The organism is Kribbella sp. NPDC051620 (assembly GCF_044453825.1).
Classification (GTDB): Bacteria; Actinomycetota; Actinomycetes; order Propionibacteriales; family Kribbellaceae; genus Kribbella.
In genome coordinates this window covers 1,619,744-1,644,775 of sequence record NZ_JBITDB010000001.1, presented here as the reverse complement: position 1 = coordinate 1,644,775, position 25,032 = coordinate 1,619,744, and the positions used below count along the sequence as shown (strand labels likewise).

At 68.4% G+C, this 25,032-nt stretch carries 25 protein-coding genes and 1 pseudogene; 16 read left to right on the top strand and 10 right to left on the bottom strand.

Translation table 11 applies throughout. The features are described from left to right. Positions 1 to 253: 253 nt before the first annotated feature. Both ACIA12_RS07255 and ACIA12_RS07250 read left to right on the top strand, forming a co-directional pair. The gene (locus ACIA12_RS07255) at positions 254 to 1,210 is read left to right on the top strand and encodes a type II CAAX prenyl endopeptidase Rce1 family protein (protein ID WP_396365995.1); all 957 of its coding nucleotides are present in this window, start codon (positions 254 to 256) and stop codon (positions 1,208 to 1,210) included. Between the two features lie 42 nt (positions 1,211 to 1,252). Beyond that, positions 1,253 to 1,972: an HAD family hydrolase gene (locus tag ACIA12_RS07250; protein WP_396365993.1), complete on the top strand. Its 720-nt coding sequence runs from the start codon at positions 1,253 to 1,255 to the stop codon at positions 1,970 to 1,972. A 97-nt stretch (positions 1,973 to 2,069) separates the two neighbouring features. Here ACIA12_RS07250 and ACIA12_RS07245 read toward each other — a convergent pair whose 3' ends face one another. The 4 genes from ACIA12_RS07245 to ACIA12_RS07230 all read right to left on the bottom strand — a co-directional run bounded on the left by ACIA12_RS07245 (position 2,070) and on the right by ACIA12_RS07230 (position 6,672). Beyond that, on the bottom strand, positions 2,070 to 3,029 hold the full coding sequence (locus ACIA12_RS07245) for a sigma-70 family RNA polymerase sigma factor (RefSeq protein ID WP_343978973.1): 960 nt from the start codon (positions 3,027 to 3,029) through the stop codon (positions 2,070 to 2,072). 264 nt (positions 3,030 to 3,293) lie between these two features. Continuing rightward, entirely contained in the window at positions 3,294 to 5,366 is a 2,073-nt protein-coding gene (locus ACIA12_RS07240; protein ID WP_396365992.1) for a S9 family peptidase, read from the bottom strand. 14 nt (positions 5,367 to 5,380) lie between these two features. Further along, positions 5,381 to 6,184: an exodeoxyribonuclease III gene (gene xth / locus ACIA12_RS07235; RefSeq protein ID WP_396365990.1), complete on the bottom strand. Its 804-nt coding sequence runs from the start codon at positions 6,182 to 6,184 to the stop codon at positions 5,381 to 5,383. Between the two features lie 20 nt (positions 6,185 to 6,204). Next, positions 6,205 to 6,672, bottom strand: coding sequence for a DUF2269 family protein (locus tag ACIA12_RS07230; protein WP_396365988.1), 468 nt, complete (start codon positions 6,670 to 6,672; stop codon positions 6,205 to 6,207). Positions 6,673 to 6,734: 62 nt separating this feature from the next. On the opposite strand from ACIA12_RS07230, the gene ACIA12_RS07225 reads away from it, so the two are divergent. Then, positions 6,735 to 7,172, top strand: a complete 438-nt coding sequence (locus ACIA12_RS07225) for a MarR family winged helix-turn-helix transcriptional regulator (protein WP_396365987.1) — start codon at positions 6,735 to 6,737, stop codon at positions 7,170 to 7,172. On the opposite strand, the gene ACIA12_RS07220 is transcribed toward ACIA12_RS07225, so the two are convergent. Continuing rightward, a complete protein-coding gene (locus tag ACIA12_RS07220) occupies positions 7,162 to 7,752 on the bottom strand; it encodes a TetR/AcrR family transcriptional regulator (RefSeq protein ID WP_396365986.1) in 591 nt (196 codons plus the stop codon). The two genes, ACIA12_RS07225 and ACIA12_RS07220, sit on opposite strands and share 11 nt — an antisense overlap. A gap of 70 nt (positions 7,753 to 7,822) precedes the next feature. Here ACIA12_RS07220 and ACIA12_RS07215 point away from each other — a divergent pair. From ACIA12_RS07215 to ACIA12_RS07200, 4 genes and pseudogenes are all read left to right on the top strand, one after another. Beyond that, positions 7,823 to 8,710: pseudogene (locus ACIA12_RS07215) on the top strand (SDR family oxidoreductase); the annotation flags it as partial. Then, a complete protein-coding gene (locus ACIA12_RS07210; protein ID WP_396365985.1) occupies positions 8,707 to 9,861 on the top strand; it encodes a saccharopine dehydrogenase family protein in 1,155 nt (384 codons plus the stop codon). The pseudogene ACIA12_RS07215 and the gene ACIA12_RS07210, both read left to right, overlap by 4 nt. Positions 9,862 to 9,865: 4 nt before the next feature. Next, complete coding sequence (locus ACIA12_RS07205) at positions 9,866 to 10,729, top strand: alpha/beta fold hydrolase (RefSeq protein WP_396365983.1); 864 nt, start codon at positions 9,866 to 9,868, stop codon at positions 10,727 to 10,729. Next, positions 10,726 to 11,118 carry a YccF domain-containing protein gene (locus tag ACIA12_RS07200; protein ID WP_396365981.1) on the top strand — a complete coding sequence of 131 codons (393 nt, stop codon included), beginning with the start codon at positions 10,726 to 10,728 and terminating at the stop codon, positions 11,116 to 11,118. Before ACIA12_RS07205 ends, ACIA12_RS07200 begins: the two co-directional genes overlap by 4 nt. Positions 11,119 to 11,120: 2 nt before the next feature. Here the strand turns inward: ACIA12_RS07200 and ACIA12_RS07195 are convergent, their stop codons facing one another. Together ACIA12_RS07195 and ACIA12_RS07190 are read right to left on the bottom strand one after the other, a co-directional pair. Next, positions 11,121 to 12,356 (bottom strand): MFS transporter, encoded by a 1,236-nt coding sequence (locus ACIA12_RS07195; RefSeq protein WP_396365979.1) that lies wholly within the window; start codon positions 12,354 to 12,356, stop codon positions 11,121 to 11,123. 145 nt (positions 12,357 to 12,501) lie between these two features. Further along, the gene (locus tag ACIA12_RS07190; RefSeq protein WP_396365977.1) at positions 12,502 to 13,017 is read right to left on the bottom strand and encodes a hemerythrin domain-containing protein; all 516 of its coding nucleotides are present in this window, start codon (positions 13,015 to 13,017) and stop codon (positions 12,502 to 12,504) included. A gap of 85 nt (positions 13,018 to 13,102) precedes the next feature. Between ACIA12_RS07190 and ddaH the strand changes: the two genes are divergently transcribed. After that, positions 13,103 to 13,870 (top strand): dimethylargininase, encoded by a 768-nt coding sequence (gene ddaH / locus ACIA12_RS07185; protein WP_396365975.1) that lies wholly within the window; start codon positions 13,103 to 13,105, stop codon positions 13,868 to 13,870. Here ddaH and ACIA12_RS07180 read toward each other — a convergent pair. Together ACIA12_RS07180 and ACIA12_RS07175 are read right to left on the bottom strand one after the other, a co-directional pair. Next, on the bottom strand, positions 13,850 to 14,803 hold the full coding sequence (locus ACIA12_RS07180; protein WP_396365974.1) for a tetratricopeptide repeat protein: 954 nt from the start codon (positions 14,801 to 14,803) through the stop codon (positions 13,850 to 13,852). The two genes, ddaH and ACIA12_RS07180, sit on opposite strands and share 21 nt — an antisense overlap. After that, positions 14,796 to 16,160 (bottom strand): DNA polymerase IV, encoded by a 1,365-nt coding sequence (locus ACIA12_RS07175; RefSeq protein ID WP_396365972.1) that lies wholly within the window; start codon positions 16,158 to 16,160, stop codon positions 14,796 to 14,798. The genes ACIA12_RS07180 and ACIA12_RS07175 overlap by 8 nt, the downstream gene beginning before the upstream one ends. A 60-nt stretch (positions 16,161 to 16,220) precedes the next feature. Between ACIA12_RS07175 and ACIA12_RS07170 the strand changes: the two genes are divergently transcribed. From ACIA12_RS07170 to ACIA12_RS07140, 7 genes are all read left to right on the top strand, one after another. Continuing rightward, a complete protein-coding gene (locus tag ACIA12_RS07170) occupies positions 16,221 to 16,997 on the top strand; it encodes an MBL fold metallo-hydrolase (RefSeq protein WP_396365971.1) in 777 nt (258 codons plus the stop codon). 28 nt (positions 16,998 to 17,025) lie between these two features. Beyond that, the gene (locus ACIA12_RS07165) at positions 17,026 to 18,504 is read left to right on the top strand and encodes a glutamate--cysteine ligase (protein WP_396366035.1); all 1,479 of its coding nucleotides are present in this window, start codon (positions 17,026 to 17,028) and stop codon (positions 18,502 to 18,504) included. Positions 18,505 to 18,908: 404 nt separating this feature from the next. Then, positions 18,909 to 19,337 (top strand): universal stress protein, encoded by a 429-nt coding sequence (locus ACIA12_RS07160; protein WP_396365969.1) that lies wholly within the window; start codon positions 18,909 to 18,911, stop codon positions 19,335 to 19,337. A 1-nt stretch (position 19,338) separates the two neighbouring features. Next, positions 19,339 to 19,956: an HhH-GPD-type base excision DNA repair protein gene (locus ACIA12_RS07155; RefSeq protein ID WP_164596287.1), complete on the top strand. Its 618-nt coding sequence runs from the start codon at positions 19,339 to 19,341 to the stop codon at positions 19,954 to 19,956. A 253-nt stretch (positions 19,957 to 20,209) separates the two neighbouring features. Continuing rightward, positions 20,210 to 21,508, top strand: coding sequence for an RNA polymerase sigma factor (locus ACIA12_RS07150; protein ID WP_343979027.1), 1,299 nt, complete (start codon positions 20,210 to 20,212; stop codon positions 21,506 to 21,508). Positions 21,509 to 21,528: 20 nt separating this feature from the next. After that, positions 21,529 to 21,798 carry a DUF6412 domain-containing protein gene (locus ACIA12_RS07145; RefSeq protein ID WP_396365965.1) on the top strand — a complete coding sequence of 90 codons (270 nt, stop codon included), beginning with the start codon at positions 21,529 to 21,531 and terminating at the stop codon, positions 21,796 to 21,798. A gap of 47 nt (positions 21,799 to 21,845) precedes the next feature. Next, the gene (locus tag ACIA12_RS07140; protein WP_396365963.1) at positions 21,846 to 22,523 is read left to right on the top strand and encodes a YidC/Oxa1 family membrane protein insertase; all 678 of its coding nucleotides are present in this window, start codon (positions 21,846 to 21,848) and stop codon (positions 22,521 to 22,523) included. 10 nt (positions 22,524 to 22,533) lie between these two features. Here ACIA12_RS07140 and ACIA12_RS07135 read toward each other — a convergent pair whose 3' ends face one another. Further along, positions 22,534 to 23,769: a YncE family protein gene (locus ACIA12_RS07135; protein ID WP_396365961.1), complete on the bottom strand. Its 1,236-nt coding sequence runs from the start codon at positions 23,767 to 23,769 to the stop codon at positions 22,534 to 22,536. Positions 23,770 to 23,881: 112 nt separating this feature from the next. Between ACIA12_RS07135 and ACIA12_RS07130 the strand changes: the two genes are divergently transcribed. Further along, positions 23,882 to 25,009: a PucR family transcriptional regulator gene (locus ACIA12_RS07130; protein WP_396365959.1), complete on the top strand. Its 1,128-nt coding sequence runs from the start codon at positions 23,882 to 23,884 to the stop codon at positions 25,007 to 25,009. Positions 25,010 to 25,032 lie beyond the last annotated feature (23 nt).

The window sequence follows — 25,032 nt, the reverse complement described above, 5'->3', positions numbered from 1 at the left end:
GTATCCGGGGGCGCCGGGTGGGTATCCCGGGCCGGCCGCGGGCGGGACGCAGTACGGGCCAGCACCGGGGAGCCAGCCCTATCCGGGGGCTCCGCCGTACGGAGCTCCAGGGCCGGGGGCCGGGTATCCGCAGCCTGGGCAGCCTTCGCCGTATGGGCAGCCGGGGTATCAGCCGTACCCGCCGCAGCCGTACGGGCAGCCGGGGTACCAGCCGTATGGGCAGCAGCAGTTCGGGGTCAAGTCGCCTCGGGTTGTGTCGGCTCCGGTGGGGACGCCGTTTCACCGGATGGCGCGGACTCCGTTGCACCGGTGGTGGCGGCCGATCCTCGGATCGATCGTCATCGGCCTGCTGGCGATCTTCACGACCATTTTCGTTCTGGTCGTCTGGGACGGCATCTCGCCCAACGACGTGACCGACGAGGACTCCGGTGTCTTCTTCAGCAACCCCACCGAGGACATCGCCTCCAACCTGCTGCTGCTCGGCATCCTCACCCCGCTCGTCCTGCTGATCGTCCGCTGGATCCAGCGTCGTCCGGCGTTCAGCGTCGCCTCGGTGCTGCAGAAGATCCGCTGGCGCTGGCTCGCGTTGTGCTGCCTGCCCGGTCTCGCCTACCTGGTCCTCAACATCGCCCTGGCCAACGCCTTCGACGCGATCTTCCCGAACGCCGACAACGGCCCGGCGGCGGCCGACGACGGTTCTTGGGTCGGTTGGGGGCGTTTCGTCGTACCGGCGCTGGTGATCCTGTTCCTCGTACCGCTCCAGTCAGCGGCCGAGGAGTTCGTGTTCCGTGGCTGGCTGGTCCAGGCGGTCGGCGCCTACGGTCCCGACAACACCGACGGCAACCCCTTCGTCAAAAACCTCAAGCGGCTCTTCCGTTCGCCCTGGCCGGCACTCGTGGTGAGCAGCGTCGCGTTCGTCTTCGGGCACGGCTACACCGGCTGGGCGATGGCCGACATCTTCCTGTTCGCGATGACCGTCGGCTGGCTGACGATCAGGACCGGCGGACTGGAGACCGGTATCGCGCTGCACTCGATCAACAACCTCATAGCGTTCATGATCCCCGCGGCGCTCGGCCAGCTGTCCGACTGGTCCGACCAAGGTGGCGCGCACTGGTCGGTCTTCGTCCTCGACCTCCCGTGCATCGCCCTGTACGCCGCCGGCGTCCTCTGGCTCGCCAAGCGCAACAACATCGCCCGGGTCAGCCAGTAATCCGGGAGCGTTCTGTCGGTCCGCTCTGGCAAGGTGTCCGCCGTGACGAACGCGAAGAGTGAACCGATCGAGGCCGTCCTGTTCGACTGGGGCGGCACCCTCGCCACCTGGCACGACATCGACCTGTACGACGTCTGGCGGTCTGTGGCCGCCTTGATCGACGAGCCCCGCGCCGACGAGCTCGCCAAGCGGCTGCTCGACGCCGAGAACTCGATCTGGCGCCGGTCCCGCGACGAGCACCTCAGCAGCACCCTCGAGGAGGTCTGCCTGCTGGCCGACGTGGCGATGACGCCGTCGGCCCTGGCGGAGTACGAACGGCGCTGGCAACCGCACACCGAGCTGGCGCCGGACGCCGTCGGCACCCTGCGCGCGCTCCGCGACCGCGGACTCAGGATCGGCGTGCTGTCGAACACGATCTGGTCGCGGCAGCGGCACGAGGAGATCTTCGCCCGCGACGGCGTCCTCGAACTGCTCGACGGCGCCGTCTACACGAGCGAGATCCCGTACTCGAAGCCGCACCCCGAGGCGTTCCGGGCCGCCCTGCGCGCTGTGAAGGTGGATGTGCCGTCGACCGCCCTGTACGTCGGCGACCGGCTGTTCGACGACGTCTGGGGCGCGCAGAACGTCGGCATGCGGGCCGCCCACATCCCGCACAGCGCGATCCCCACCGAGCAGATCGGCCACACCGAAGGCGTCCCCGACGCCACCATCCAGAACCTCGCCGACCTCATCCCACTGATCGACACCTGGAACGCCCGCTGACAGCGACCCCACGAGCCAGCCGCCAGACATGAAGAACCCCCGAGCCGCAGTTCAGTGGCGAGCTCGGGGGTTCTCGAGGGGGAGTTGGTGGTGCGGGTCAGGCGGCCAGGGTCGGGTCCGCCAGCAGGCGCAGGCGCCCGAGGGCCTCGCGCTCGATCTGGCGGACGCGCTCGGCGGAGATGCCGTGCACCGCGCCGATGTCGGCGAGCTTGGCCTGGCGGCCGTCGTGCAGTCCGTAGCGGCGACGGATCACGTCCGCCGACCGGGGGTCGAGCTGGTCGACCAGGCTGAACAGTCCGGACCGGTCCGACGCGTCCGCGACCAGCTGGTCCGGCCCCGGCGCGGTCTCGGCCGCGATCAGGTCGCCCAGCGAGGTCTCGCCCTCGTCGTCGATCGGGTTGTCCAGGCTGATGTGGTCCCGGCCGATCCGGATCAGGTCGGTCACCCGCTCCGGGTCCAGGTCCAGCTCTTCGGCGATCTCGGCGATCTCCGGCTCACGCCCGAGCTTGCGCTCCAGCGTCCGCCGGGCCGACCCGATCTGGTTCAGCTGCTCCACCACGTGCACCGGCAGCCGGACCACCCGGGCCTGCTGCGCGATACCGCGGGTGATGGCTTGCCGCACCCACCAGGTCGCGTACGTCGAGAACTTGAATCCCTTGCGGTAGTCGAACTTCTCCACCGCGCGGATCAGGCCCGTGTTGCCTTCCTGGACCAGATCCAGGAGCGGCATCTGGGACCGTCCGTAGCGGCGGGCGATCGAGACCACCAGCCGGAGGTTCGCGGTCACGAACCGCTGCTGCGCGCGCTGGCCCTCTTCGGCCAGCCACTCGAGCTCTTCCTCCGTCGCATATTTGGGCGCTCCGCCCTTCTTGCGTCCAACCCGCCCCTCGGCCAGCAGTTGCTCCGCGAGGAGACCTGCCTCAACCGTTTCAGCGAGCTCGACTTCTTCTTCCGCGGTCAGCAAAGGAGTGCGAGCGATCTCTTCCAGGTAGAGACCGACGCTGTCCTTACCGTCGATACCGTCGTCCGTGGACCGGACACGAGCCATGCGAGCCACCGAAACTCCCTTCGTCGTTACATGGAGAGCAACGCTCGAGTGAGGTTCAAGATTCCACGATGAGTGTGTAAACACCCTGAACGTTCCCTGAGATTTCCCGGCACCTTCCGGTGAAAGTCCGCAATATCAGTCAGGTTTCGGCCCAGTACCCCCGAATGCCCGCTCCAGCAGCTATTCGGGGGACTCGCACGTGTGTCGCACGACACATTCGAACTTATGCGCTCGTGGATTTACAACGCCGGCAGGGGCGCAGGCCTTCCCGGCTCAGGCCAGGCCGAGGGTGTCCAGTTCCCAGGCGAGGGTGAAGGCGACCTCGCGCCAGGCGTCGTAGCGGCCGCTGCGCCCGCCGTGGCCGGCATCCATCTCGGTCTTCAGGAGAACGTCGACGTTGCCACTCGCCGTCGCGCGCAGCTTCGCCACCCACTTGGCCGGCTCGACGAAGAAGACGCGGGTGTCGTTCAGGCTGGTGATCGCCAGGATCCGCGGATACTGCTGCGCCGTCACGTTCTCGTACGGCGCGTACGACTTCATGTACTTGTAGACCTCGGGGTCCTCGAGCGGGTTGCCCCACTCCTCCCACTCGATCACGGTGAGCGGCAGCGACGGGTCGAGGATCGTCGTCAGCGCGTCGACGAACGGCACCTCCGCGACGATGCCACCGAAGGCCTGCGGTGCCAGGTTGGCGATCGCGCCCATCAGCAGCCCGCCGGCCGAACCGCCCTGCGCGACGATCCGCTCGGGCCTGGTCCAGCCGTCCTTGACGAGGTGTTCGGCGGCCGCGATGAAGTCGGTGAAGGTGTTGCGCTTGGTGAGCATCTTGCCGTCGTCGTACCAGTGCCGCCCGAGCTCGCCACCGCCGCGCACGTGAGCGATCGCGAACACCACGCCCCGGTCCAGCAGCGACAGCCGCGGAATCGAGAACCATGGGTCCATCGAGCTCTCGTACGACCCGTAGCCGTAGAGCACGATCGGCGCGTTCCCGTCCTTGGCCACGTCCTTGCGCGCCACCAGCGAGATCGGCACCCGGGTGCCGTCCGATGCAGTCGCCCATTCCCGGTACTGCGTATAGGCGCGCAGGTCGACCCCACCGAGCACCGGCTGCTGCTTGAGCAGCCGCCGCTCACCAGTCGCCACGTCCACGTCGAACGTCGACCCGGGCGTCACCAGTGACGTGTACCCGAACCGGTACCGGGTGTCCTGCCACTCGTCATTGCGCCCGGGCGACACCGTGTAGATCGGCTCGTCGAAGGTCAGCGCCTCCGGTGCCCCGAACGTGCCACCGGTACGCCGCATGATCGCCAGCTCGGTGAGCGCGTCGCGACGGCGGTACAGGATGACGTGGTCGGCGAAGGCGTCGACGCCGAGCAGCCGGCTCGACTCGTCGCCCTCGATCAGGGTGGTCCAGTCGCCGGGGGAGTCGAGCGGAGCGGTGGCCAGCGAGAAGTTGGACGCGTCCGCGTTGTGCACGATCAGCAATTGGTCGCCGGCGTGCTCGACGTCGTACTCGACGCCTTCCCGCCGCGGCGCGACCACGACGGGTTCGCCGGTCGGGTCGGCCGCGTCGAGCAGCCAGGCCTCGCTGGTCAGCTTGCTGCCGAGCGAGATCATGATGGCCTTCTCGTTGCGGGTCAGGTCGACGCCGACCCAGAACCGCTCGTCCGGCTCCTCCATCACGAGCACGTCCTCGGAGGCGCCGAGGGTGTGCCGCCAGACCTGGTGCGGCCGCCACGCGTCGTCGACCTTCGTGTAGAAGATCGTCGAGCCGTCCGTGGACCAGGCCGAGCCGTAGTGCACACCGGGCAGCTCGTCCGGCAGCAACTGGCCGCTGTCGAGGTCCTTGATTCGCATCGTGAAGCGCTCGTCGCCGGTCAGGTCGACCGAGTACGCGAGCAGCCGGCCGTCGGGGGAGACGTCGACCGTGCCGAGCGAGAAGAACTCCGAGTCGCCGGCCAGCTCGTTGCCGTCCAGCAGCACCTCTTCGCCGGGGATCTCGCCGTCGGTCGCGGGCGGCTCGTCGCCGGCCGCCTTGACCCGGCAGCTCAGCGCGTACTGCTTGCCCTCGATCGTGCGGGCGTAGTACCAGAAACCGCCGCTGCGGGCCGGGACGCTCAGGTCGGTCTGCAGGGTGCGGTCCGAGATCTCCGAGAAGATTGCCTCACGCAACGATTCGAGGTGCTCGGTACGGGCCTCGGTGTAGCTGTTCTCGGCCCGCAGGTAGTCCAGCACCTCGTCGTTCGTCTTGTCCCGCAGCCACTCGTAGTCGTCGACGAAAACGTCGCCGTGGTGGGTGCGTTCGATCGGCTTGCGGGCGGCTACTGGCGGCTTCAACTCGGACATGCCCGGAGACTAACTCAGATCTGGTAGCAGGCGACGACCGGTGCGTGATCGCTCCAGCGTTCGGCGTAGGTCGCGGCCCGATGGATTTCACACGACACCGCGGTGGTGGCCAGCGACGGGGAGGCGATCTGGTAGTCGATCCGCCAGCCTGCGTCGTTGTCGAAGGCTTTTCCGCGCCACGACCACCAGGAGTACGGCCCGGGTCCCTCGCCGCCGAACCGGCGGCCGAGGTCGACCCAGCCGGCCTCGAACAGACGATCCAGCCAGGCGCGCTCCTCGGGCAGGAAGCCGCTCTTCTTCCGGTTCGCCTTCCACGCCTTGAGGTCGACCTCGCGATGCGCGATGTTGAGGTCGCCGCAGACGAGCACGTGCCGCCCGTCGGCGCGCAGTACCGACAACCGCTCGGTGAAGGCGTCGAGGAAGGCGTACTTCTCCGCTTGCCGCGGCGGCGTCTCGAACTCGCCGGTGAACACATAGGTGCTGATCGCGGTCAGCGGCGAACCGTCGTCGAGCACCACATCGGCCTCGACCCAGCGCCCACTCCCGCTGAACCGCTCCGGCCCGATCTCGGCGTTGTCCTGCTTGATCGGCCGCCGGCTCGCGACGGCTACCCCGGCCCGGCCTTTGTGCCCTTCCAGCGCCGGCTCCGCGTGCGCGATCTGCCAGTCGGCGCCGAGGTGATCACGCAGTACTTCGTCCGTCGCCCGGACTTCCTGCAGCAGCAACAGATCCGGATCGGTCTCCTCGAGCCACCCGGCCATCCCTCGCCGGTACGCCGCCCTGATCCCGTTCACGTTCACCGTCGCAACCTTCAGCACCCCGGCACTTTAGCCGCTCGTCACACCCCGGTCGTCGAGCCGGGCCGGACGATCATCAGCACGGTGACGGTCGCCCACAGCAACCCGAAGATCCCCGTCGTCATCGAGAGCTTGCGAGCCCGCGGCAGCAGTGCGGCCCGCGTCTCCTGATCCTGGCCGGCCGCGGCGATCACCTCAGCCTGGACCGGCAGCACCGCGACCACGAGAACTCCGGCCGCCACCGCGGTCAGCACCATCGAGATGACCAACCACACCTCGCCCAGTACGCCGAGCCCGGCGCCGACCGCGATACCGAAGACGGGTACCGCGATCCCGCCGATCGCATAGACGGTGCTGATCCGGTGCAGGACTCCGAGTACCGCGGTCTGCGGCTGGTCGGCCGCCAGCTCGCGGCGCGCAATCGGCGGGAACATACTCGCCGCGACCGTCACCGGGCCGATGAAGATGATGGCGGCGAGCACGTGCACGCTGAGCAGGAACTTGTTCATCGCTCTCCCTGAGGATGTGAGTTTCAGGCAGACTGTAACTCACCCTGCGCGATGATGTGCAGGTGACTACTCCACCGCAGGGCGCCACCGCGAGCCCCGCGCTGCTCCTGATGATGCTCGGCCGCCAACTCCGCGACCAGGCCGAGTCCGACCTCCGCGACCACGGACTGTCGATGCGCCACTTCTCCGCGCTCGGGCACCTTGCTCACCAGCCCGGCCTGTCCTACAGCGAGCTGGCCCGTCGCGACGGCATCACCGCGCAGAGCATGCAGGCGACACTGCGCCAGTTGCAGGACCTCGGCGCCGTCGAACTGCTGACCGAGCCTGGTCGCGGCCGGACCGCGGATCTCCAGGTGACCGACGCCGGTCAGGCGTTACTCGAGAAAGGCCGCACCGTGCTGCGAGCCGCCGACCGCCGCCTGATGGATGCCATCGGCAACGAAAGCGCGGAGCAGTTGGCCCAACTGGTCCTGCAAGCCTTGGTCGGCCTCAAGAAGTAGTAGTGCCGAGGATCGCGTCGAGGGAGCGCTCGCAGAGGTGTTCCAGTTCGTCGGGAGAGATCGTGGGGGTGTCGATCCAGGTCAGCAGTGTTTGCTCGACGTAGCCCTGCCAGCCGTGGCAGGCGAGTTCGACGGACGGGGTGACCTCGATGCCGCGCTGGGCGACCGCGTTGATCACCCATTGGCTGAAGACCTGGCGGAGTTCGGAGTGCAGGGCTCGTACGGCGGGGTCGCCGGCGGCCGACATCAGCAAGGTCGCGCGGTAGAGCTGGGGAGCTTCGAGTACTGCCCGGACGAAGGCGCGGATGCCGCTGCGGAGTTGCTCGGCCGGCGGCAGGGAGAGGTCGGGGGCCGTCCGGAGCATCACCTCGGCGGCGGCCGCCTCGATCACGGCGTACTGGAACTTCTTCTTCGAGCCGAAGTAATGAAACAGCAGGGCAGGGGAGACGCCCGCCTCGGCGGCGACGAGTTCGACGCTCAGCTCGCGGTGCGGGTCAGCCTCGAGGACCCGGCGCGCGGCGTCCAGGATCTGCGTGCGGCGCTCGGCGGGCTGCAACCGGGCGGACGAGGTGTGGCTCACAGGAACCAGTGTATTGAGTAATCGGTCAACAAGCACTTACTGTTGAGTATCCACTCAACAGGCGGAGGTCACGATGGCTGGCAAGGTCGTACTCATCACCGGCGCGTCCCGCGGGATCGGAGCGGCCGTCGCGCGCCGGCTGGCGGGCGAGGGTGACCGGCTCGCGCTGGTGGGCCTGGAGCCTGACGAGCTGAAGAAGGTCGCCGAGGAGTGCGGTCCCGACGCCGGCTGGTGGGAGGCCGACGTCACCGACACGGACTCGCTGCGGACCGCGGTGGAGGCGATCGCCGAGCGCTACGGCCGGATCGACGTCGTCGTCGCCAACGCGGGGATCGCGGCGCCGGGCTTCACCCGGAGCATGGACCCGGCCGCCTGGGAGCGCGTTCTCGACGTCGACCTGTACGGCGTCTGGCGGACCGTGCACCTGACGCTGCCGCACCTCCTGGAGAGCAAGGGCTACCTGCTCCTGGTGTCGTCGCTGGCCGGCATCGTGCACATCCCCGGGCTCGCGTCGTACAACGTCTCCAAGGCCGGCGTCGAGGCGCTGGGCAACAGCCTGCGGGCGGAGCTGAGGCATCTCGGCGTGGACGTCGGCGTCGCGCACCTGACCTTCGTCGACACCGACATGGTCCGCGGCGTGGACGAACACCCGGTCTTCGGCAAGGTCCGTACCGGCGTCCCGCTGATCAGCAAGACGTACCCCCTCGAGTTCGCCGTCGACAAGTTCGCCCAGGGCATCAGGAAGCGCTCTCGGGTGATCCACGTGCCCGGCTGGATCAGCGTGCTGAAGATCTTCCGGTCGCTGCTTCCGCACGTGGTCGAGCTCGGCGCCCGGTTCAACGTCCCGAAGGCCGACCGCGCTGCCCTGGCGGACATCGAGGCCCGTGGCGCCGCAGCCTCGTCCCGCGCGTCGGGCGCGGGCGGCAAGGCCGACTCCGAGAAGGCCGCCAAACGATGACTCGCCCGTACGACGTCGTCATCTTCGGCGCGACCGGATTCACGGGAGCGCTCACCGCCCAGTACCTGGCCGAGAACGCCCCGGCCGAGCTGAAGTGGGCGCTGGCCGGCCGCAACCGCGCCAAGCTGGAGGCGGTCCGGACGAAGCTCGGCGTCGAGGTCGACCTGCTGATCGCCGACGTCGACGACGCTGCCTCACTCCGGAAGATCGCCGAGGCGGCCCGGATCGTCGTCACCACGGTCGGCCCCTACGTCCGGTACGGCGAACCGCTGGTGGCCGCGTGCGCCGAGGCGGGCACCGACTACCTCGACCTCACCGGCGAGTCCGAGTTCGTCGACCGGATGTACGTCGCCTACAACGCGAAGGCGGTCGAGACCGGCGCGCGGATCGTCCACTGCTGCGGCTTCGACTCGATCCCGTACGACCTGGGCGTCCAGTACACCGTCGAGCAGCTGCCGAAGAACGTCCCGATCAAGGTCGACGGCATGATCCGGGCCGGCGGCAAGCCGTCGGGCGGCACCCTGCACACCGCGATCACCGCGTTCTCCCGCGGCAAGCAGAACCTCGACGCGCACCGCGCCCGGCGCCGCGCCCAGCCGCGTCCCGAGGGGCGGTCGGTCAAGCTCGTGACCGGCAGGATCCACCGCAGCCAAGGCTTCTGGGCCGTCCCGCTGCCGACCGTCGACCCGCAGATCGTGGCGAACTCGGCGGTCCTGCTCGACGAGTACGGACCCGACTTCCGCTACTCGCACTACGCCGCCGTGAAACAGTTGCCGATGGTCGCCGGTGGCATCGCCGGGGTCGGCCTGCTTGCCGTCGCCGCGCAGATCCCGCCGGCCCGGAAGGCGATTCTGAGCCGGATCAAGACCGGTGAAGGACCGAGCGAGGAACGCCGCGCGAAGTCCTGGTTCAAGGCCCGCTTCATCGGTGAAGGCGGCGGCAAACGCGTCGTCACCGAGGTGTCCGGCGGTGATCCGGGTTACGGCGAGACCGCCAAGATGCTCGGTGAGTGCGCGCTCTCGCTGGCTCTCGACTCGCTCCCCGAAACGTCCGGCCAGGTGACCACGGCCTCGGCGATGGGACCGGCGCTCCGCCAGCGATTGGTTGCTGCAGGCATCAAATTCGAGATCCTGAGCGTCGAGGACTACTGAGACCATGCGGTACGTGACGAGCGCCGACGGCACCCGGATCGCCGTCTACGAGTACGGCGAACCGACGGCCCCGGTGCTGATCGCGGTCCACGGCTACCCGGACAACGCGTCGCTCTGGGAGCCGGTCGCGCGCAGGCTGGCCGAGCACTTCCGGGTGATCACGTACGACGTCCGCGGGGCGGGGGAGTCGGACCAACCGCGGCAGCGGGCGGCGTACCGGTTGGAGCGGCTCGAAGAGGACTTCACGGCGGTGCTGGACGCGGTCTCGTCCGGGCAGCCGGTGCAGTTGCTTGCGCACGACTGGGGCTCGATCCAGTCGTGGCACTTTGTCACGAGTGAGCGGTTGCAAGGACGAATCGATTCGTTCGTGTCGATCTCGGGACCGTCGCTGGATCATGTCGGGTACTTCCTGCGGAGCCGTTGGCGGTCGCGGGAAGGGCTGCGGCAGCTGATGCACTCCTGGTACGTCTTCTACTTCCAGCTTCCGTGGCTGCCCGAGCGCGGCTGGCGGAAGGGGTGGGCACATCGCGTATTCGGCCGGCTCGAGCGCACCGCTGGTGGGGCCACTCCGGCCGAGGGGGAGCGCTCGCTGGGGGACTACGTCAACGGGCTGAACCTGTATCGGGCGAACGTGCTCCAGCGGCTAGCGCGTCCACGGGAGCGGCGTACCGGCGTACCGGTGCTGGCTGTGTCGCCGGACGGGGATGCGTTCGTGACGACGCCGATGCAGACCGACGTGGCGCGGTGGGCCCCTAACCTGAGCGTCCAGGTGGTCAGGGGCGGGCACTGGTTGCCCCGGAATGATCCCGGACTGGTGGCCCGATTGACCCTGGAACACACCCGCCGGGTGGCAGGCTGGAGGGCATGAGAACGATTCTGAACCTGATCTGGCTGGTGCTGGCCGGTTTCTGGCTGGCCGTCGGCTACGTGGTGGCCGGGCTGATCTGCTGCATCCTGATCGTCACGATCCCGTTCGGCATCGCGTCGTTCCGGATCGCCGGCTACGCGCTGTGGCCGTTCGGCCGGACGGTCGTCGACAAGCGCACCGCCGGCGCCGGCTCGGTCCTCGGCAACATCATCTGGGTGATCGTCGCCGGCTGGTGGCTGGCCCTGGGCCACCTGGCCAGCGGCATCGCCCTCTGCGTCACGATCATCGGCATCCCCCTCGGCCTGGCCAACTTCAAACTCATCCCGATCTCCCTTCTCCCACTGGGCAAGGAGATCGTCCCGTCGGACCAGCCGTTCGCCACGCGCTGACGTCAGTCTGGGAGGCGGGCGTGGCGGAAGCGGCTCAGGTTCAGCCAGAGGGCTTGGGCGACCATGATGGTGACTCCTACCCAGAGGGCCAGGTGGATGCCGTAGTGGTCGGCGAGGATGCCGCCGAGTGGGGCGCCGATGACGATCATCGCGCGGTTGAGGGAGCGGGTGGTCGCGTTCATCCGGCCCAGCAGCCCGGACGGGGTGATCGACTGGCGGTAGGCCATCTCGATCGGGCCGTCGAGCCCGAGTGAGATGCCGAACAGCAACTGGCCGGCGCACAGCAGGGCGATACCGCCGAGCGAGTCACCGGCCAGCGGGACCGTGAGGTAGGCGACCGGGCTGAGCCAGCGGCACACGATGATGCCGGGTCCGACACCGAAGCGGCGTCCGTACCAGCTGGAGGCGCCGGCTCCGAGCACCGAGCCGATCCCGGTGCAGCCCAAGGTGATACCGAGTACTACGGCACCGTGGTCGAACCCGAGCACGTAGGCCAGGTAGACCGTCGTGAGCATTCCCTGGCCGATGAACCACAGGTGCGACGTCAACGTGACCGGTCCGAAGGCAGGGTTGCGGTAGACCCAGTTCAGTCCCTCGCGGATCTCCCGGCGCAGGTGCCGTGGCTGGTCCTTGCCCAGGGCAACTTCTGGCTCGAGCGTCCGGACAGTGCTGAGCAGGATGGCCGAGACGAGGTACGAGATCGCGTCCAGCAAGATGGCGAGGGGCGCTCCGATGATGCCGATCACCACGCCGGCCAACGGAGTACCGGCGCTCTGGGCGACGGCAGCGCTCTGCTCCAGGCGGGCGTAGGCAGCGGTCAGCAGCGGCTTGGGGACCAGTACGGGCGGAAACGACTGGTGCGCCGCGTCGTACACGATCGAGAGCGACCCGAACACCAACGTCACGCAGACCAGCAGCGGATAGGTCAGCGCGTCGAGCGCGGCCGCCAGCGGAAGCACCCCGAGCACAAGGGCCCGAGCGAAGTCGGACCCGATCAGCAGCGGGCGACGGCGATGCCGATCGACGTACACGCCGACGAGCAGCCCGATGAGTGGATATGGCAACCACGCGGCGGCGCGCAGGATGCCCAGCTCGGTGGTACTGACCTGCAGAGTGAGTTTCGCGATGATCGGCACGGCCAGCGCAGTGAAGGCCGACCCCGCCATCGACACCGCATCGGCAGTCCAGAAGCGCACATATCCCGGATGCTCCAGCAACGGATACCGACGGCGCCCCATCCCGCAGACCCTAGAGGACGCCCCTCGCCCCGATCCCGCCGCCTTGGGCACGGACCAGTCGCGCTGACGCCGATTCTGGCGACTGGCCCGTGCTCAAGGTCGGCAGGCTCCACCGCAGCACCCCACCCGCCAGCGGTGGGCGCTGCTAGCCCTTGGCCTTCTCGACCACCTTGCGGACGTTCTCGATCGAGCCGCAGCCGCTCTCGATCAGGCGGGCGCGTTCGGTCGCGAACGCCTCGCCCAGCTTGACCCGGTCGTCGGCGGAGACGTCGGTCCTGGCCGGGTTCAGGACATCACGCTCCTCTTCGTCGAGGTGATGCGACAACGCCTCCGAGAGCTCGTGCGTCTTCTCGCCGAACTCCTCGCTCGCGGTGTCCTCGACCTCCATCAGGGCGAGCAGCGCTTCGTTGCCCTCGTCATGTTCGTGTTCGGAGTGCTCGACCTCTTCGGAGTCGATCGCGTCCTTCCGGCGCAGCGACGGATAGACCTTCGACTCCTCGGCCTCGGCGTGCGCGATCAGCACGGTCGCCAGATCCGCCAGCACGGCGGCCCGATCGGCCTGTACGTCGCGCAGTTCGCGCAAGGCCTCCTCGAACCAGCGATGGTCGGCGAGGATGATCTCGACCACGTCGCCACCGGTCTGCTGCAGGATCTTCGGCATGCTCACGTCCTCCCAGTCCAAGCTGCTGTTTGCGCCCGGTACCCGCATCCGCCGCCATTATGCGTACCCGGGTTAGCCTGCTCGGATGGTCACCGTCCGTGCACTCGTCCGCCGCCCGAGCCCCCGCCTCGCCGAGGGCCTGCTCACCCACCTCGAACGCGTTCCTGTCGATTTCGGGCTCGCGCAACGCCAGTGGCAGCAGTACGTCGATGCGCTGACGGCCGCCGGCTGGAGCACCGTCGAGGTGCCGCCGGCCGACGACTGTCCGGACGGTGTGTTCGTCGAGGACACGATGGTTGTCTTCGGCAACCTCGCGGTGATCGCCCGGGCCGGGGCGGACGAGCGCCGTCCCGAAGCAGCCGAGGCTGAGCGGGCCGTGGCCGCGCAGGGCTACGAGATCGCGCACGTCACCGATCCCGGCACCTTCGACGGCGGCGACATCCTCAAGGTCGGGTCAACCGTGTACGTCGGTCTGGGCGGCCGTACCAACCAGGCCGGCATCGACCAGCTGCGTCAGCACCTCGAGCCGCTTGGTGCCGAGGTGGTCGCGGTACCGGTCCAGAAGGTGCTCCACCTGAAGTCGGCGGTGACCGCCCTGCCCGACGGCACGGTGATCGGCTACGAACCGCTGACCGACGACCCGGCCGCCTTTCCGAAGTTCCTCGCCGTACCCGAGGAAGGCGGCGCCCACGTCGTACTGCTGGGGGAGGACCGGCTCCTGATGGCCGCCTCCGCCCCCAAGACCGCCGAACTGTTCCGCGAGCGCGGCTACACCCCGGTCGTCGTCGACATCAGCGAGTTCGAGAAACTCGAAGGCTGCGTGACGTGTCTGTCAGTCCGCCTTCGGGGCTAGCGTCCTGAGTCGGGCAGCCGCTGACAGCTCGCGGTCCTTCCGCTTGCCGCGGAGGTCGGCCGCCTCGCAAGCCTCCAGCAGGAAGGCGCGGTAGACCTCGGTGTCCGGGTGATCGTCGCCGAGGCCTTCGATGCTGTCGGCAAGCGTCATCTCCAGCACCTGGACCGCCGGGCCGAGCTGGTCGGCGAACATCGTCGCCCGGCCGAGCGCCGCGCGGGTCCGCAGTACCTTCGCGTTCTGCCGGCCGAGGGTCTTCTCGTCCTGCTCGACCAATTCGCCCAGCAGCTTCATCTCAGCCCGCGGCCCGCCGACCATCAGCTGGGCGCCGGTCTCGCCTTCGACGGCGATCCGGGTCAGCTTGTGCTCGGCCCCGAAGACGCGGATCAGCTGTGGCGTGATCAGCTCGAACCAGCCGATCGCCGAGGCGTAGTCACCGGTCGCCAGGAGTGCCTGCGCAACCCGGAGCCGCACTTGCAGGGTCGCCGGATCGTCCGCGCGCAGCACCTTCTCGCAAGCGGCCAGCGAGGTCTCGTACAACGGCAACGCCCCCGCCGAGTCGCGAGCGGCCCAGTGCGCCTCGGCCTGCTCGTAGGTCGCGTCGACCAGCTCGGGGTGATCCTTGAACTCCGAGGGCGGTGGTTCCTCCGAGAACGCCGGAACCGCGGCCGGCCCGTCGAGCAGGCGGCGGCCGACGAAGCTGCGGCCGCCGGTCCTGATGATCCGGAACCGGCCGCGGTACGCGACCGGGATCAGCAGGAAGGTCGAGTAGAGCGTCCGCACCGACGAACCACAGTCCGGGCAGACGTCTCGATGGCCGTAGAAGCGGCTGCCCATGCCACTGAGCCGGGTCGCCGCATCCGGCGCTCGCCAGGCTGTCGACGACGCGGTGCAGGCTCGGCAGAACGGGTACACCCCGCCGCGGACGTCAGTCATTCAGCCCATCTTGGCCGGTTTCGTCCGGTTTGTCGTCCTCGACGCCTGAAAGGGCACGTTTCGTCAGCTCCGGATCGTCGACGGCGAAGGTCCGGACCGGCCCGGCCGGCGTCAGCGCGGTCTCGAACCGGACCGTCACCCGTCCCCGTCCCGAACCCCAGACCCAGCCCTCGCCGTACTCCGTGTGCACGACGTCCTGACCCGGGTAGTACCCGGCCGACATCCGGTCCCGCGGCCGCTCGGGCAACTCGACCACCTCGATCGGTACGTCCGCCTCGTGCTCGCTGTCGGTGAACAGGTCGTCCTGGATCCAGTCCGCCAGCGAGGACACCCCGACGCCGAGCAACCGGATCCCACCCGAGATGTCGCTGTCCTCGAGCAACCGCCGCGCCATCCGGGCGATCACTCGCGGATCGTCGGTCGGCCCGGCCAGCGTGGACGAGCGGGTGTGCGTCGTGAAGTCGCGCATCCGCGTCTTCACCGTGACCGTCCGGCCGGACAGCTGTGCCTTCTGCAGCCGCTCGGAGACCCGGTGCGCCATCCGGTCACCGATGGCCGCCAGCAACGACCGGTCGATGATGTCGGTCTCGAAGGTGTCCTCGACGCTGATCGACTTGGTCTCCCGATCGCTCACCACCGGCCGGTCGTCCGACGCGGTCGCCAGCCGGTACAGGCTCGACCCGTGCGCCGAGCCGACCTGCCGGATCAGCTCGTCGGCGTCCAGTTGCTGCAGATCGCCGACCGTCCGGACTCCCGCCATGCTGAGCCGTTGCGCCGTCGCCGGCCCGACGCCGGGGATCACCGTCACCTGCATCGGCGCGAGGAACTCGGCCTCCGTGCCGGCCGGCACCACGACCACCCCGTCGGGCTTGTCGAGATCGCTGGCGATCTTCGCGATCAGCTTGGAAGTACCGGCCCCGACCGACGCGGTCAGCCCGCCGCTGGCCTGTTTGATCGCCGCCTTCAGGTCGTTCGCGATCGCCTCGACGTCGTCGACCGTCAGGTTGTTCAGCCCGGCCGCCGCCAGGTCGACGAACGCCTCGTCCAGCGACAGCGGCTCGACCAGCGGCGACAACGCGCGCATCTGCGCCATCACCGCCTGGCTGACCACCCGATAGACCTCGAACCGCGGCCCGAGGTACGCCGCGTGCGGGCACCGCGAGCGCGCCTCCGCGGTCGACATCGCCGACCGTACGCCGTATTTCCGCGCCTCGTACGACGCCGTCGAGACGACTCCGCGCAGGCCGACGCCACCGACGACGACGGGCTTGCCGCGCAGGGAGGGCTTGTCCCGCTGCTCGACCGCCGCGAAGAACGCATCCAGGTCGACGTGCAGGACGGACGGATCGGTACGCACGAACCCCAGTCTCCCCGGCACCACCGACAATTCGGCCCACCGCCCTGGCACGATCGGCTCATGACGACCTTCCCCGCCTGGGACGACGGTACGACCAAGACGACACCCGATCACCAGATCCACTGGTACGACGACCGGACGGCGATCATCCGGCAGGCCCTCCACACGAACTTCGAAGGCCCGTTCATCTACCTGCTGCTCGGCTCCGAGCGAGCCCTGCTGCTCGACACCGGCACCGGCCACATCGACTTGCGCGCGATCGTCGACGGGCTGCTGGCCGGTCGCGAGCTGGAGCTGGTGGTCGCGCACACGCACGGGCATGGCGACCACGTCGGCGGCGACGACCAGTTCGACAGCGTCGTCGGCAAGTCGGCGGAAGAGGTCGCCGAGTACTTCGGTATCACCGCCTGGCCGGAGCAGATCGTGGAGTTCGACCTCGGCGACCGGGTGCTGGACATCGTCCCGATCCCCGGCCACCACCCGTCGCACGTCGCGTACTACGACCGCTCGACCCGGCTGCTGTTCACCGGTGACTCGCTGTACCCGGGCCGGCTGTACGTCTTCGACTGGCCGGCCTTCCGGGCCAGCGTCGCGCGGCTGGCCGGGTTCGTTGCCGCGGGCAATCCGGTCGACCGGGTGCTCGGCGCCCACATCGAGATGACCCGGGAGGCGGGTGTGGACTTCGAGATGGGTTCGGATCAGCATCCAGGGGAACATGAGCTTCAGCTCGATCCCGCCGTGCTGACCGAGCTGGCCGACGTACTGGCCGCAGCGGGGGATACGCCACACCGGATCGTGAGAGACCGGTTCATCGTCCACCCGATTCGGGCAGACTGAAGGCTTGGAACCTGACAGGGAGGCGCTGATGGGCGAGGAAGTCGACCGGGTCGAGTTCACCCGGGCGGATCGGACCGCGTTCCGCAATCAGGTCCATCGCAACCTGGACGCGTTCGCGCGGATGCTGCGCGAGTCGCGGTTCGAGGCGGAGAAGCCGATGACCGGGATCGAGATCGAGCTGAACCTGGTCGACGAGAACTGCGATCCGGCGTTCAAGAACAGCGAGGTGCTGAGCGCGATCGAGGACGACGCGTTCCAGACCGAGCTCGGCCAGTTCAACATCGAGATCAACGTGCCGCCGGGCAAGATCGACGGCAACGGCCTGGTCCGGATGGAGGAGTCGATCCGCGACAGCCTGAACGCGGCCGAGGAGAAGGCGCAGCGGACCGGCTCGTCGATGGTGGTGGTCGGGATCCTGCCGACGCTGCTGACCGAGCACATCCACCGCGAGGCGCTCAGCACCAATCCGCGGTACGCGCTGCTGAACGACCAGATCTTCCAGGCCCGCGGCGAGGACGTGCAGATCGCCATCGACGGGATCGAGCGGCTGCAGGTGACCGCCGACAGCATCGTGCCCGAGGCGGCCTGTACATCGACGCAGTTCCACCTGCAGGTCACGCCCGAGGCGTTCCCGCGGTACTGGAACGCGGCCCAGGCGATCTCCGGCGTGCAGCTCGCGATCGGTGCCAACTCACCGTTCCTGTTCGGCAAGGAGTTGATGCGAGAGACCCGGATCGCCTTGTTCGAGCAGGCCGCGGACACCCGCACGCACGAGCTGAAGACGCAGGGCGTCCGGCCACGGGTCTGGTTCGGCGAACGCTGGATCACCTCGATCTTCGATCTGTTCGAGGAGAACTCCCGGTACTACCCGGCGCTGCTCCCGGTGACCTCGGACGAGGATCCGATCGCCGTGCTGGATCGCGGTGACACGCCGGCTCTTTCGGAGCTTCGGCTGCACAACGGGACGATCTACCGCTGGAACCGCCCGGTGTACGACGTTGTCCGGGAGAAGCCCCACCTGCGGGTGGAGAACCGGGTGCTGCCGGCCGGCCCGACGGTCGTCGACACGATGGCCAACGGCGCCTTCTACTTCGGTCTGGTCCGGGCACTGGCCGACGACGAGCGGCCGATCTGGTCGCAGATGTCGTTCAGCGCCGCCGAGGAGAACTTCCACGAGGCGGCCCGGCAGGGCATCGACGCGGAGGTGTTCTGGCCGGGCGTCGGTACCGCCCGGGCGACCGAGCTGGTGCTGCGGCGGCTGTTGCCGTTGGCATCGCGCGGGCTGGACTCCTGGGGTGTCGACGCCGCCGTCCGGGACCGGCTGCTGGGCATCATCGAGCAGCGCTGCCTGACCAACCGCAACGGCGCCTCCTGGCAGGCCGACGAGTTCCACCGCCTGTATACAAAGGGCTCTCATGGTCGCAAGGACGCTCTGCGCGGCATGCTGCGCCGCTACCGCGACCACATGCACGAGAACCTGCCGGTTCACGAATGGCCGATCGACTGAGCGGGTTAACCGCGTAAGTCAGCGCAAGACAACGAAGGACACAGGTGGAACCGGGGTCAGCCCGGTGGAACCGGTACGCCCTTGCCGAAGGCAACGGCGTACCGGTCGCTGTCCGTCAGTGGAGAGAGGGGGCTGGCGCGCCGGGTCGCAACCCTGCAAAGGTGTGCGCCACGAAGGTTAGACCGCGACAGGGCGGGTAGGACACGTGAACCGTTGGGGGACGGTGTCCGGCAGCCGGCCCGGTACTGGTCCGGTCGCGGTCGTGTTGCGTGCGCAACTGCGAATGCGTCACGGTCGCGACACAGATCGTGCATTTCCACAGATGCCGGAGCGGGTTCAGGGCAGTATCGTTCGGAACGGGTCGACCGTTTCAGGTGATGGACACCCGGAGGTGAGGCAAGTCGATGACGACCATCGTCGTGGGTTATGTGCCGAAGGCCGAAGGGCGCGCGGCGCTCCGGCGGGCGGCAGAGGAGGCGGAGCTGCGCGACGCCAAGCTGGTGGTGGTGAACTCGCACCGGGGTGGACGCAGCTTCGACAGCGACGAGGCCGCGGCCAGTGATGCCGCGTTGACGGAGGTACGGGAGCAACTCGACTCGACCGGCGTGCCCTACGAGGTGCGGCAGCTGGTGCGTGGACTCGATCCGGCGGAGGACCTGGTGGCCGTCGCCGAGCAGGTGCACGCGGAGTTCATCGTGATCGGCCTGCGGCGCCGGTCCCCGGTCGGAAAGCTCATTCTCGGCAGCAACGCCCAGCGGGTGCTGCTGGAGGCTCCGTGTCCGGTGCTGGCCGTCAAGGCCGACATCGAGCTGTCCGAATCAGGGGAGGACTGAGGTGACTTCGACACGCAGCAAGAAGCTGTGCCTCGCACAGCAGCCCGACGCCGACGAGATGCTGAGCAGAGACGCGTTCGCGCTGCTGGTCGGCATGTTGCTCGACCAGCAGATCCCGATGGAGCGTGCCTTCGCCGGTCCGGTTGCGATCGCGCAACGAATGGACGGCCCGTTCGATCCGTCCACGGTGGCCTCCTACGACCCCGACGGTTTCGTCGAGGTGGTGGCGGGCCCGCCGGCCGTGCACCGGTTCCCGACCGCGATGGCAGCCCGGATCCAGACGCTGGCCAAGCATCTGGACGAGGAGTACGGCGGCAACGCCTCGGCCGTCTGGGCCGATGTGAAGAGTGGCGACGACCTGCTGGCCAGGCTGTCGGCCCTGCCGGGCTTCGGCGCGCAGAAGGCGAAGATCTTCGTCGCGCTGCTCGGCAAGCAACTGAAGGTCCGCCCGCGCGGCTGGCGTGAGGCGTCCGAGCCGTACGGCGAGGACGGCGCGTACAAGTCGGTCGCGGACGTGATCGACGTGGCGTCGCTGGTCAAGGTGCGGCAGTTCAAGCAGGAGCAGCAGGTGGAGAAGCGGGTCGTGGCCAGACCGCTGCGGCAGACCAGGAACAGTTGAACGCTGGACTTGGTGCCCTGACCGGGCGGTGGGGTGGGCAGAATTTGTACAGCCGGTACCAGTGCGGAGGGTGGACTGGTACCGGTTGGGCGCGCCGTTGAGGGGGTCGTGGGAGGCCCGGACTTGGTGGCCGGATTACAATGAAGTGTTGCTGCCGCCTGACCAGCGCGGGGCCACCGACTCGCAGTACCCGTAACACCGTATGAGCAGTATCAGAACCCTGCAGACTGAATCGTCAGACGAGAGGTAATTCGTGTCGTCCAGCTCGTCCGAGAATCTCCCCGACGAGTCCACTCGGGCGGTGGCCGCCACCGCCCGCAGTACGACTCAACGGACCACGGCCAGTGTGAAGAAGACTGCCGCTCCCGCCAAGAAGGCTGCTGTGTCCCCCAAGGAGGACGGTATTCCCGCGAAGAAGGCCGCCGCGAAGAAGGCGCCGGCGAAGAAGGCCGTGTCCGAGGCGGGTCTCGCGATCGACCCGAAGACCGGTAAGCCGCGCGCGCTGGACGAGGTCGACGAGTCCGACTTCTCCGCCGACGCCGTCAAGCCGCTGGAGAAGGAGCTCACCGAGGACCAGGGCTTCATCGTCTCCGAGGCCGACGAGACCGACGAGCCCGAGCAGCAGGTGATGGTCGCGGGCGCCACGGCGGACCCGGTCAAGGACTACCTGAAGCAGATCGGCAAGGTCCCGCTGCTGAACGCCGAGCAGGAGGTCGAGCTCGCCAAGCGGATCGAGGCCGGCCTGTTCGCCGAGGAGCAGATCGGCGACGCCGAGACCAAGCTCAAGGAGAAGGTCAAGGACGAGTACGAGTGGATCTCGGAGGACGGCCGGCGCGCCAAGAACCACCTCCTCGAGGCCAACCTGCGGCTCGTCGTCTCGCTGGCCAAGCGCTACACCGGCCGCGGCATGCTGTTCCTGGACCTGATCCAGGAGGGCAACCTCGGTCTGATCCGCGCGGTCGAGAAGTTCGACTACACCAAGGGCTACAAGTTCTCGACGTACGCGACCTGGTGGATCCGGCAGGCGATCACCCGGGCGATGGCCGACCAGGCCCGGACGATCCGTATTCCGGTGCACATGGTCGAGGTGATCAACAAGCTGGCCCGCGTCCAGCGCCAGATGCTGCAGGACCTGGGCCGCGAGCCCACTCCGGAAGAGCTCGCCAAGGAGCTCGACATGACCCCGGAGAAGGTCATCGAGGTGCAGAAGTACGGTCGTGAGCCGATCTCGCTGCACACCCCGCTGGGTGAGGACGGCGACTCGGAGTTCGGCGACCTGATCGAGGACTCCGAGGCGATCGTGCCGGCCGAGGCCGTCTCGTTCACCCTGCTCCAGGAGCAGTTGCACGCGGTGCTGGACACGCTGTCCGAGCGCGAGGCCGGCGTCGTCTCGATGCGCTTCGGCCTGACCGACGGCCAGCCGAAGACCCTGGACGAGATCGGCAAGGTCTACGGCGTCACCCGTGAGCGGATCCGGCAGATCGAGTCGAAGACGATGTCGAAGCTGCGGCACCCGTCGCGCTCCCAGGTGCTCCGCGACTACCTGGACTGAGCAAGTGTCATGATGGATTCATGATCGAGAGGGCACTCGCCGGCGTCTGGATGCTGGCGATGCCCGCCCTCGGTCAGGATTCCGGCTTACTGGCCGTCGCCGTGTTCACGGCGGCGGCCGTTTTGCTTGCCGTCGTCCAGCTCTCCAGTACTGCGGCCCAGCGCCCGCTCTCGTCACCGCTGCCCGCGCGGGCGAGTGCCACCCGCGCGAACTCCCGCCGCACCGCGTACCTCCTGCTCCGCGACCCCGACGCCGCCGGCAGGCCCCGCCCACGAGCCCCGGGAAGGTAGCCGAGTTCTCTCGCTACCCATCCCTTTCTCACTCGTGGAGTCTTGCTGTGCCTTCCTTCCTGGAGGCACCGGTCGCCGGTGCCTATCACTTGCTCACGTCCCTCGTCGACGCCATCCAGCCGCTCGCGGGCGGCTACGCGGCCGTCGTCGCCATCGTCGTCTGCACGCTCGCCGTACGATCCCTGCTCATCCCGCTCAGCCTGCGCGCGCATCGAGGCGTGCGCGCTCGCGCTGTCCTGATGCCTGAGCTCAAGAAGCTGACCGACAAACACCGTGGCAACCCCGAACGGCTCCAGCGCGAGGTCGCCAAGCTGCAGGCGGACTCTGGTAACACCCTCTTCGCCGGCTTCCTCCCGACGCTCGCTCAGTTGCCGTTCTTCTGGCTGATGTACACGCTGTTCTCCCGCGCCGTCGTCGGCGGAGAATCGAACCAGCTGATCAGCGGCAACCTGCTGGGCGCCCCGCTTGGGCTCCACTGGCCCATTGTCACCGGAACGCCCGCCTTCCTCGTACTAGCTGTCCTGCTGGCGATCGTCGCCTGGTTCTCCGCCCGCCTCGCCGTGCGCCAGCTCGACGACACAGCGCCGACGTTGTCACGCCGACTTGCCCAGCTACTGCCCTTCGGCACGCTGCTCACAGTCGCCTTCGTCCCGTTGGCAGCCGGCATCTACTTGCTCACGACTACTACCTGGACCGTTGTGGAACGCACGGTCCTGCAGCGCTGACAGCCGTTGGTCAGCTCGAGGTGCCGGTCCAGTTGGTGGGGACCTTGCCGAGGCGGACGCGTTGCGGGTGGTCGCCGACCAGGACCGAGGCGATCTTCTGACCGGTGCTGAAGCTGATCGAGGTGACCCGGTCCGAGCCGCTCTCGGAGATCACACACGCTGACCCGTCACCGGTCACCGTCGCCCAGTACGGCTTGGCAGCCGTGACCAGTGGGCCTTCCTGCAACGTGGCGCGGTCGACGATGGTGGCGTAGTCGTCCATCGTGCCGGCCACGCAGAGCTTCTGGCCGTCCGGGCTCATCGACAGTCCGTGGTGGCGGGAGTCGTTCACCCACTTCGTCCGGTCCTCGGTGGTGGCGGGGTTCTTCGGCAGGGTCTTGATCCGGGTGATCTTGTCGGTGGCCACGTCGTACTCGATCAGGCCGTTGAAGAACGACACCTGGAAGTAGAGCTTCGACTCGTCCGGGGTGAACGCGACAGGCCGGACGGAATCGGACAGGTCCTTGCGGCCGGCCGCGTCCAGCCGGGGCCGCATGTCGATCTCCTTGACCTTCTGGAAGGTGGTGGTGTCGACGATGGTGAGCTTGCGGTCGCCCTTGGTCCAGTCCAGCCAGGGTTCGTCGAGGGCGGTGTTGACCTCGCCGATGGAGCTGGTCCACAGGTACCGGCCGCCGTTGGTGAAGGTGTTCTCGTGCGGCTTGTCGCCGGTGGTGTACGAGCCGAGTTGCTGCCCGGTGCGGATGTCGAGCACATGCACGGTGTTCGAGGTCGAGGCCGAGACGGCCACTCGTTCGCCGTCGGGGGAGACGGCCATGTGGTCGGCGCGATACCCGGACACGGGGAAGCGCCAGCCGACCTGGCCGGTACTGAGGCTGACCGACACCACGTCGGCGAAGCTCGGGCGCGACACCACCACCGAGTTGCCGTCCGGGGTCGTGTACAGGTCGTCGACGTACTGGTCGTGTCCCTCGCCGACCGAGGCACGGATGCCGAGGAAGTAACCCAGCCGGATCGGGTCCGCATAGATCTCGGCCAGGCGCTGGTCCTTGTCCGGGATCAGGTTGATCCGGCCGGACTTGGTCAGGTCGGCGGTCGGCGCGACCACGTCGGCCGTGCCTTCCCAGTTGTTGCCGACGAACAAGACGGGCTTGGTTTCGGCGGCCGTCGAGGCGGCGGCCGGCGGAAGCATGGTGGTGGCGAGGGCGGCGACGGTGAGCCACAGGGCGGTCCGGCGAGGCTTCGGCATGGCACCAGGTAACCAACGAGTAGCGTTGGGTTGCTAGGCCGCAGCCGCCAACGGGGACGGGCGTGATTGTGGCTCGTCGACAAACCGGGCCGATCGACAGTGAGGGGTCGCGATGGCCATCGATCAGCAGGGGCGCGCGTTGTTCACGGAGATCGTCCGGACGATGGCGACCGATGCCGAGGTGATCGAGGCGGTGGTCGAGGCCGCCAGACGTGATTCGCCCGCGGTGGCCGGGCTGCCGATCGCCGAGAACCGCCGGCACATCGCGCTGATGGTCACCGCTGGGTTGACCGCGTTCGCCGATCGGGACAGCCCGCGGTCCGAGGATTTCGCCGCTGCTGTCCAGTTGGGTGCCGATCGGGCGGCCCAGGGCATCGGCCTGACCGAGCTGCTCCGCGGCGTGCACGCGGGACGGAGCCGGGCGATCGCGCTCACCATGGAGCGGAGCCGGGCGTCAGGTGTTCCGGCCGGACTGCTGGTCGACGTGATGCTCGACTTCGAGCGGTACGCCGGTGAGCTGGAACGGCACGTCGTCAGCGGGTACCACGCCGCCGAACTGCGACTGTCGCGCACGCCCCGCATTCAGTTGCTGCGCCGACTCTTCCTCGAAGACGTGCCGTTGGAAGAACTGGGACGTGCCGGGCTGTCACTCGATCGGGTCTACCGCTGCGTGGTGTCCGACGTCGCCGATCCCGGCCAGGCGCAAGCAGTCGAGCGTCGCCTCGCCTGCCCGGATGGCCTTTTCGGACTCGTCGAGGGCAAGCTGGCCGGGCTCGTGACGCGCAGTCCGTCAGCCGACCAGGTCACTGCCCGAGAGCTGGTGGTCGTCGCGCCCCCGACGCCGTTGAGGGAGATCCCGAAGGTGTACTCGACCGCTCGGGCTGCTCTTGTCGCGGCAGGCGATCGCCGGGGTCTGCACAACCTGTCGGACCTGGCGGTCGAGACCGCGCTGGCGACCCAACCGGTCCTGGCCACGATCCTTGCGCAGGAGCTGCTGGGCGTACTCGATCCGGCGGACCGCTACCACCGCCAGCTGGTCAGCACCGCCCTCGCCTATCTCGACACGGGCAGACGCCTCGACCAGACTGCCGCCGCCCTGCATCTCCACCCCAACACGGTCCGCTACCGCCTCAGCCGCCTGACCGCCCTCACAGGCTGGTCCGCGGACGGATCACATCCCGGCCCGCTGCAGGCAGCCCGCGACTGGTGGGCACTCAGGACCTGGCTCACCACCTCGTAGCCCGTCGTCACATCTGCCCGGCC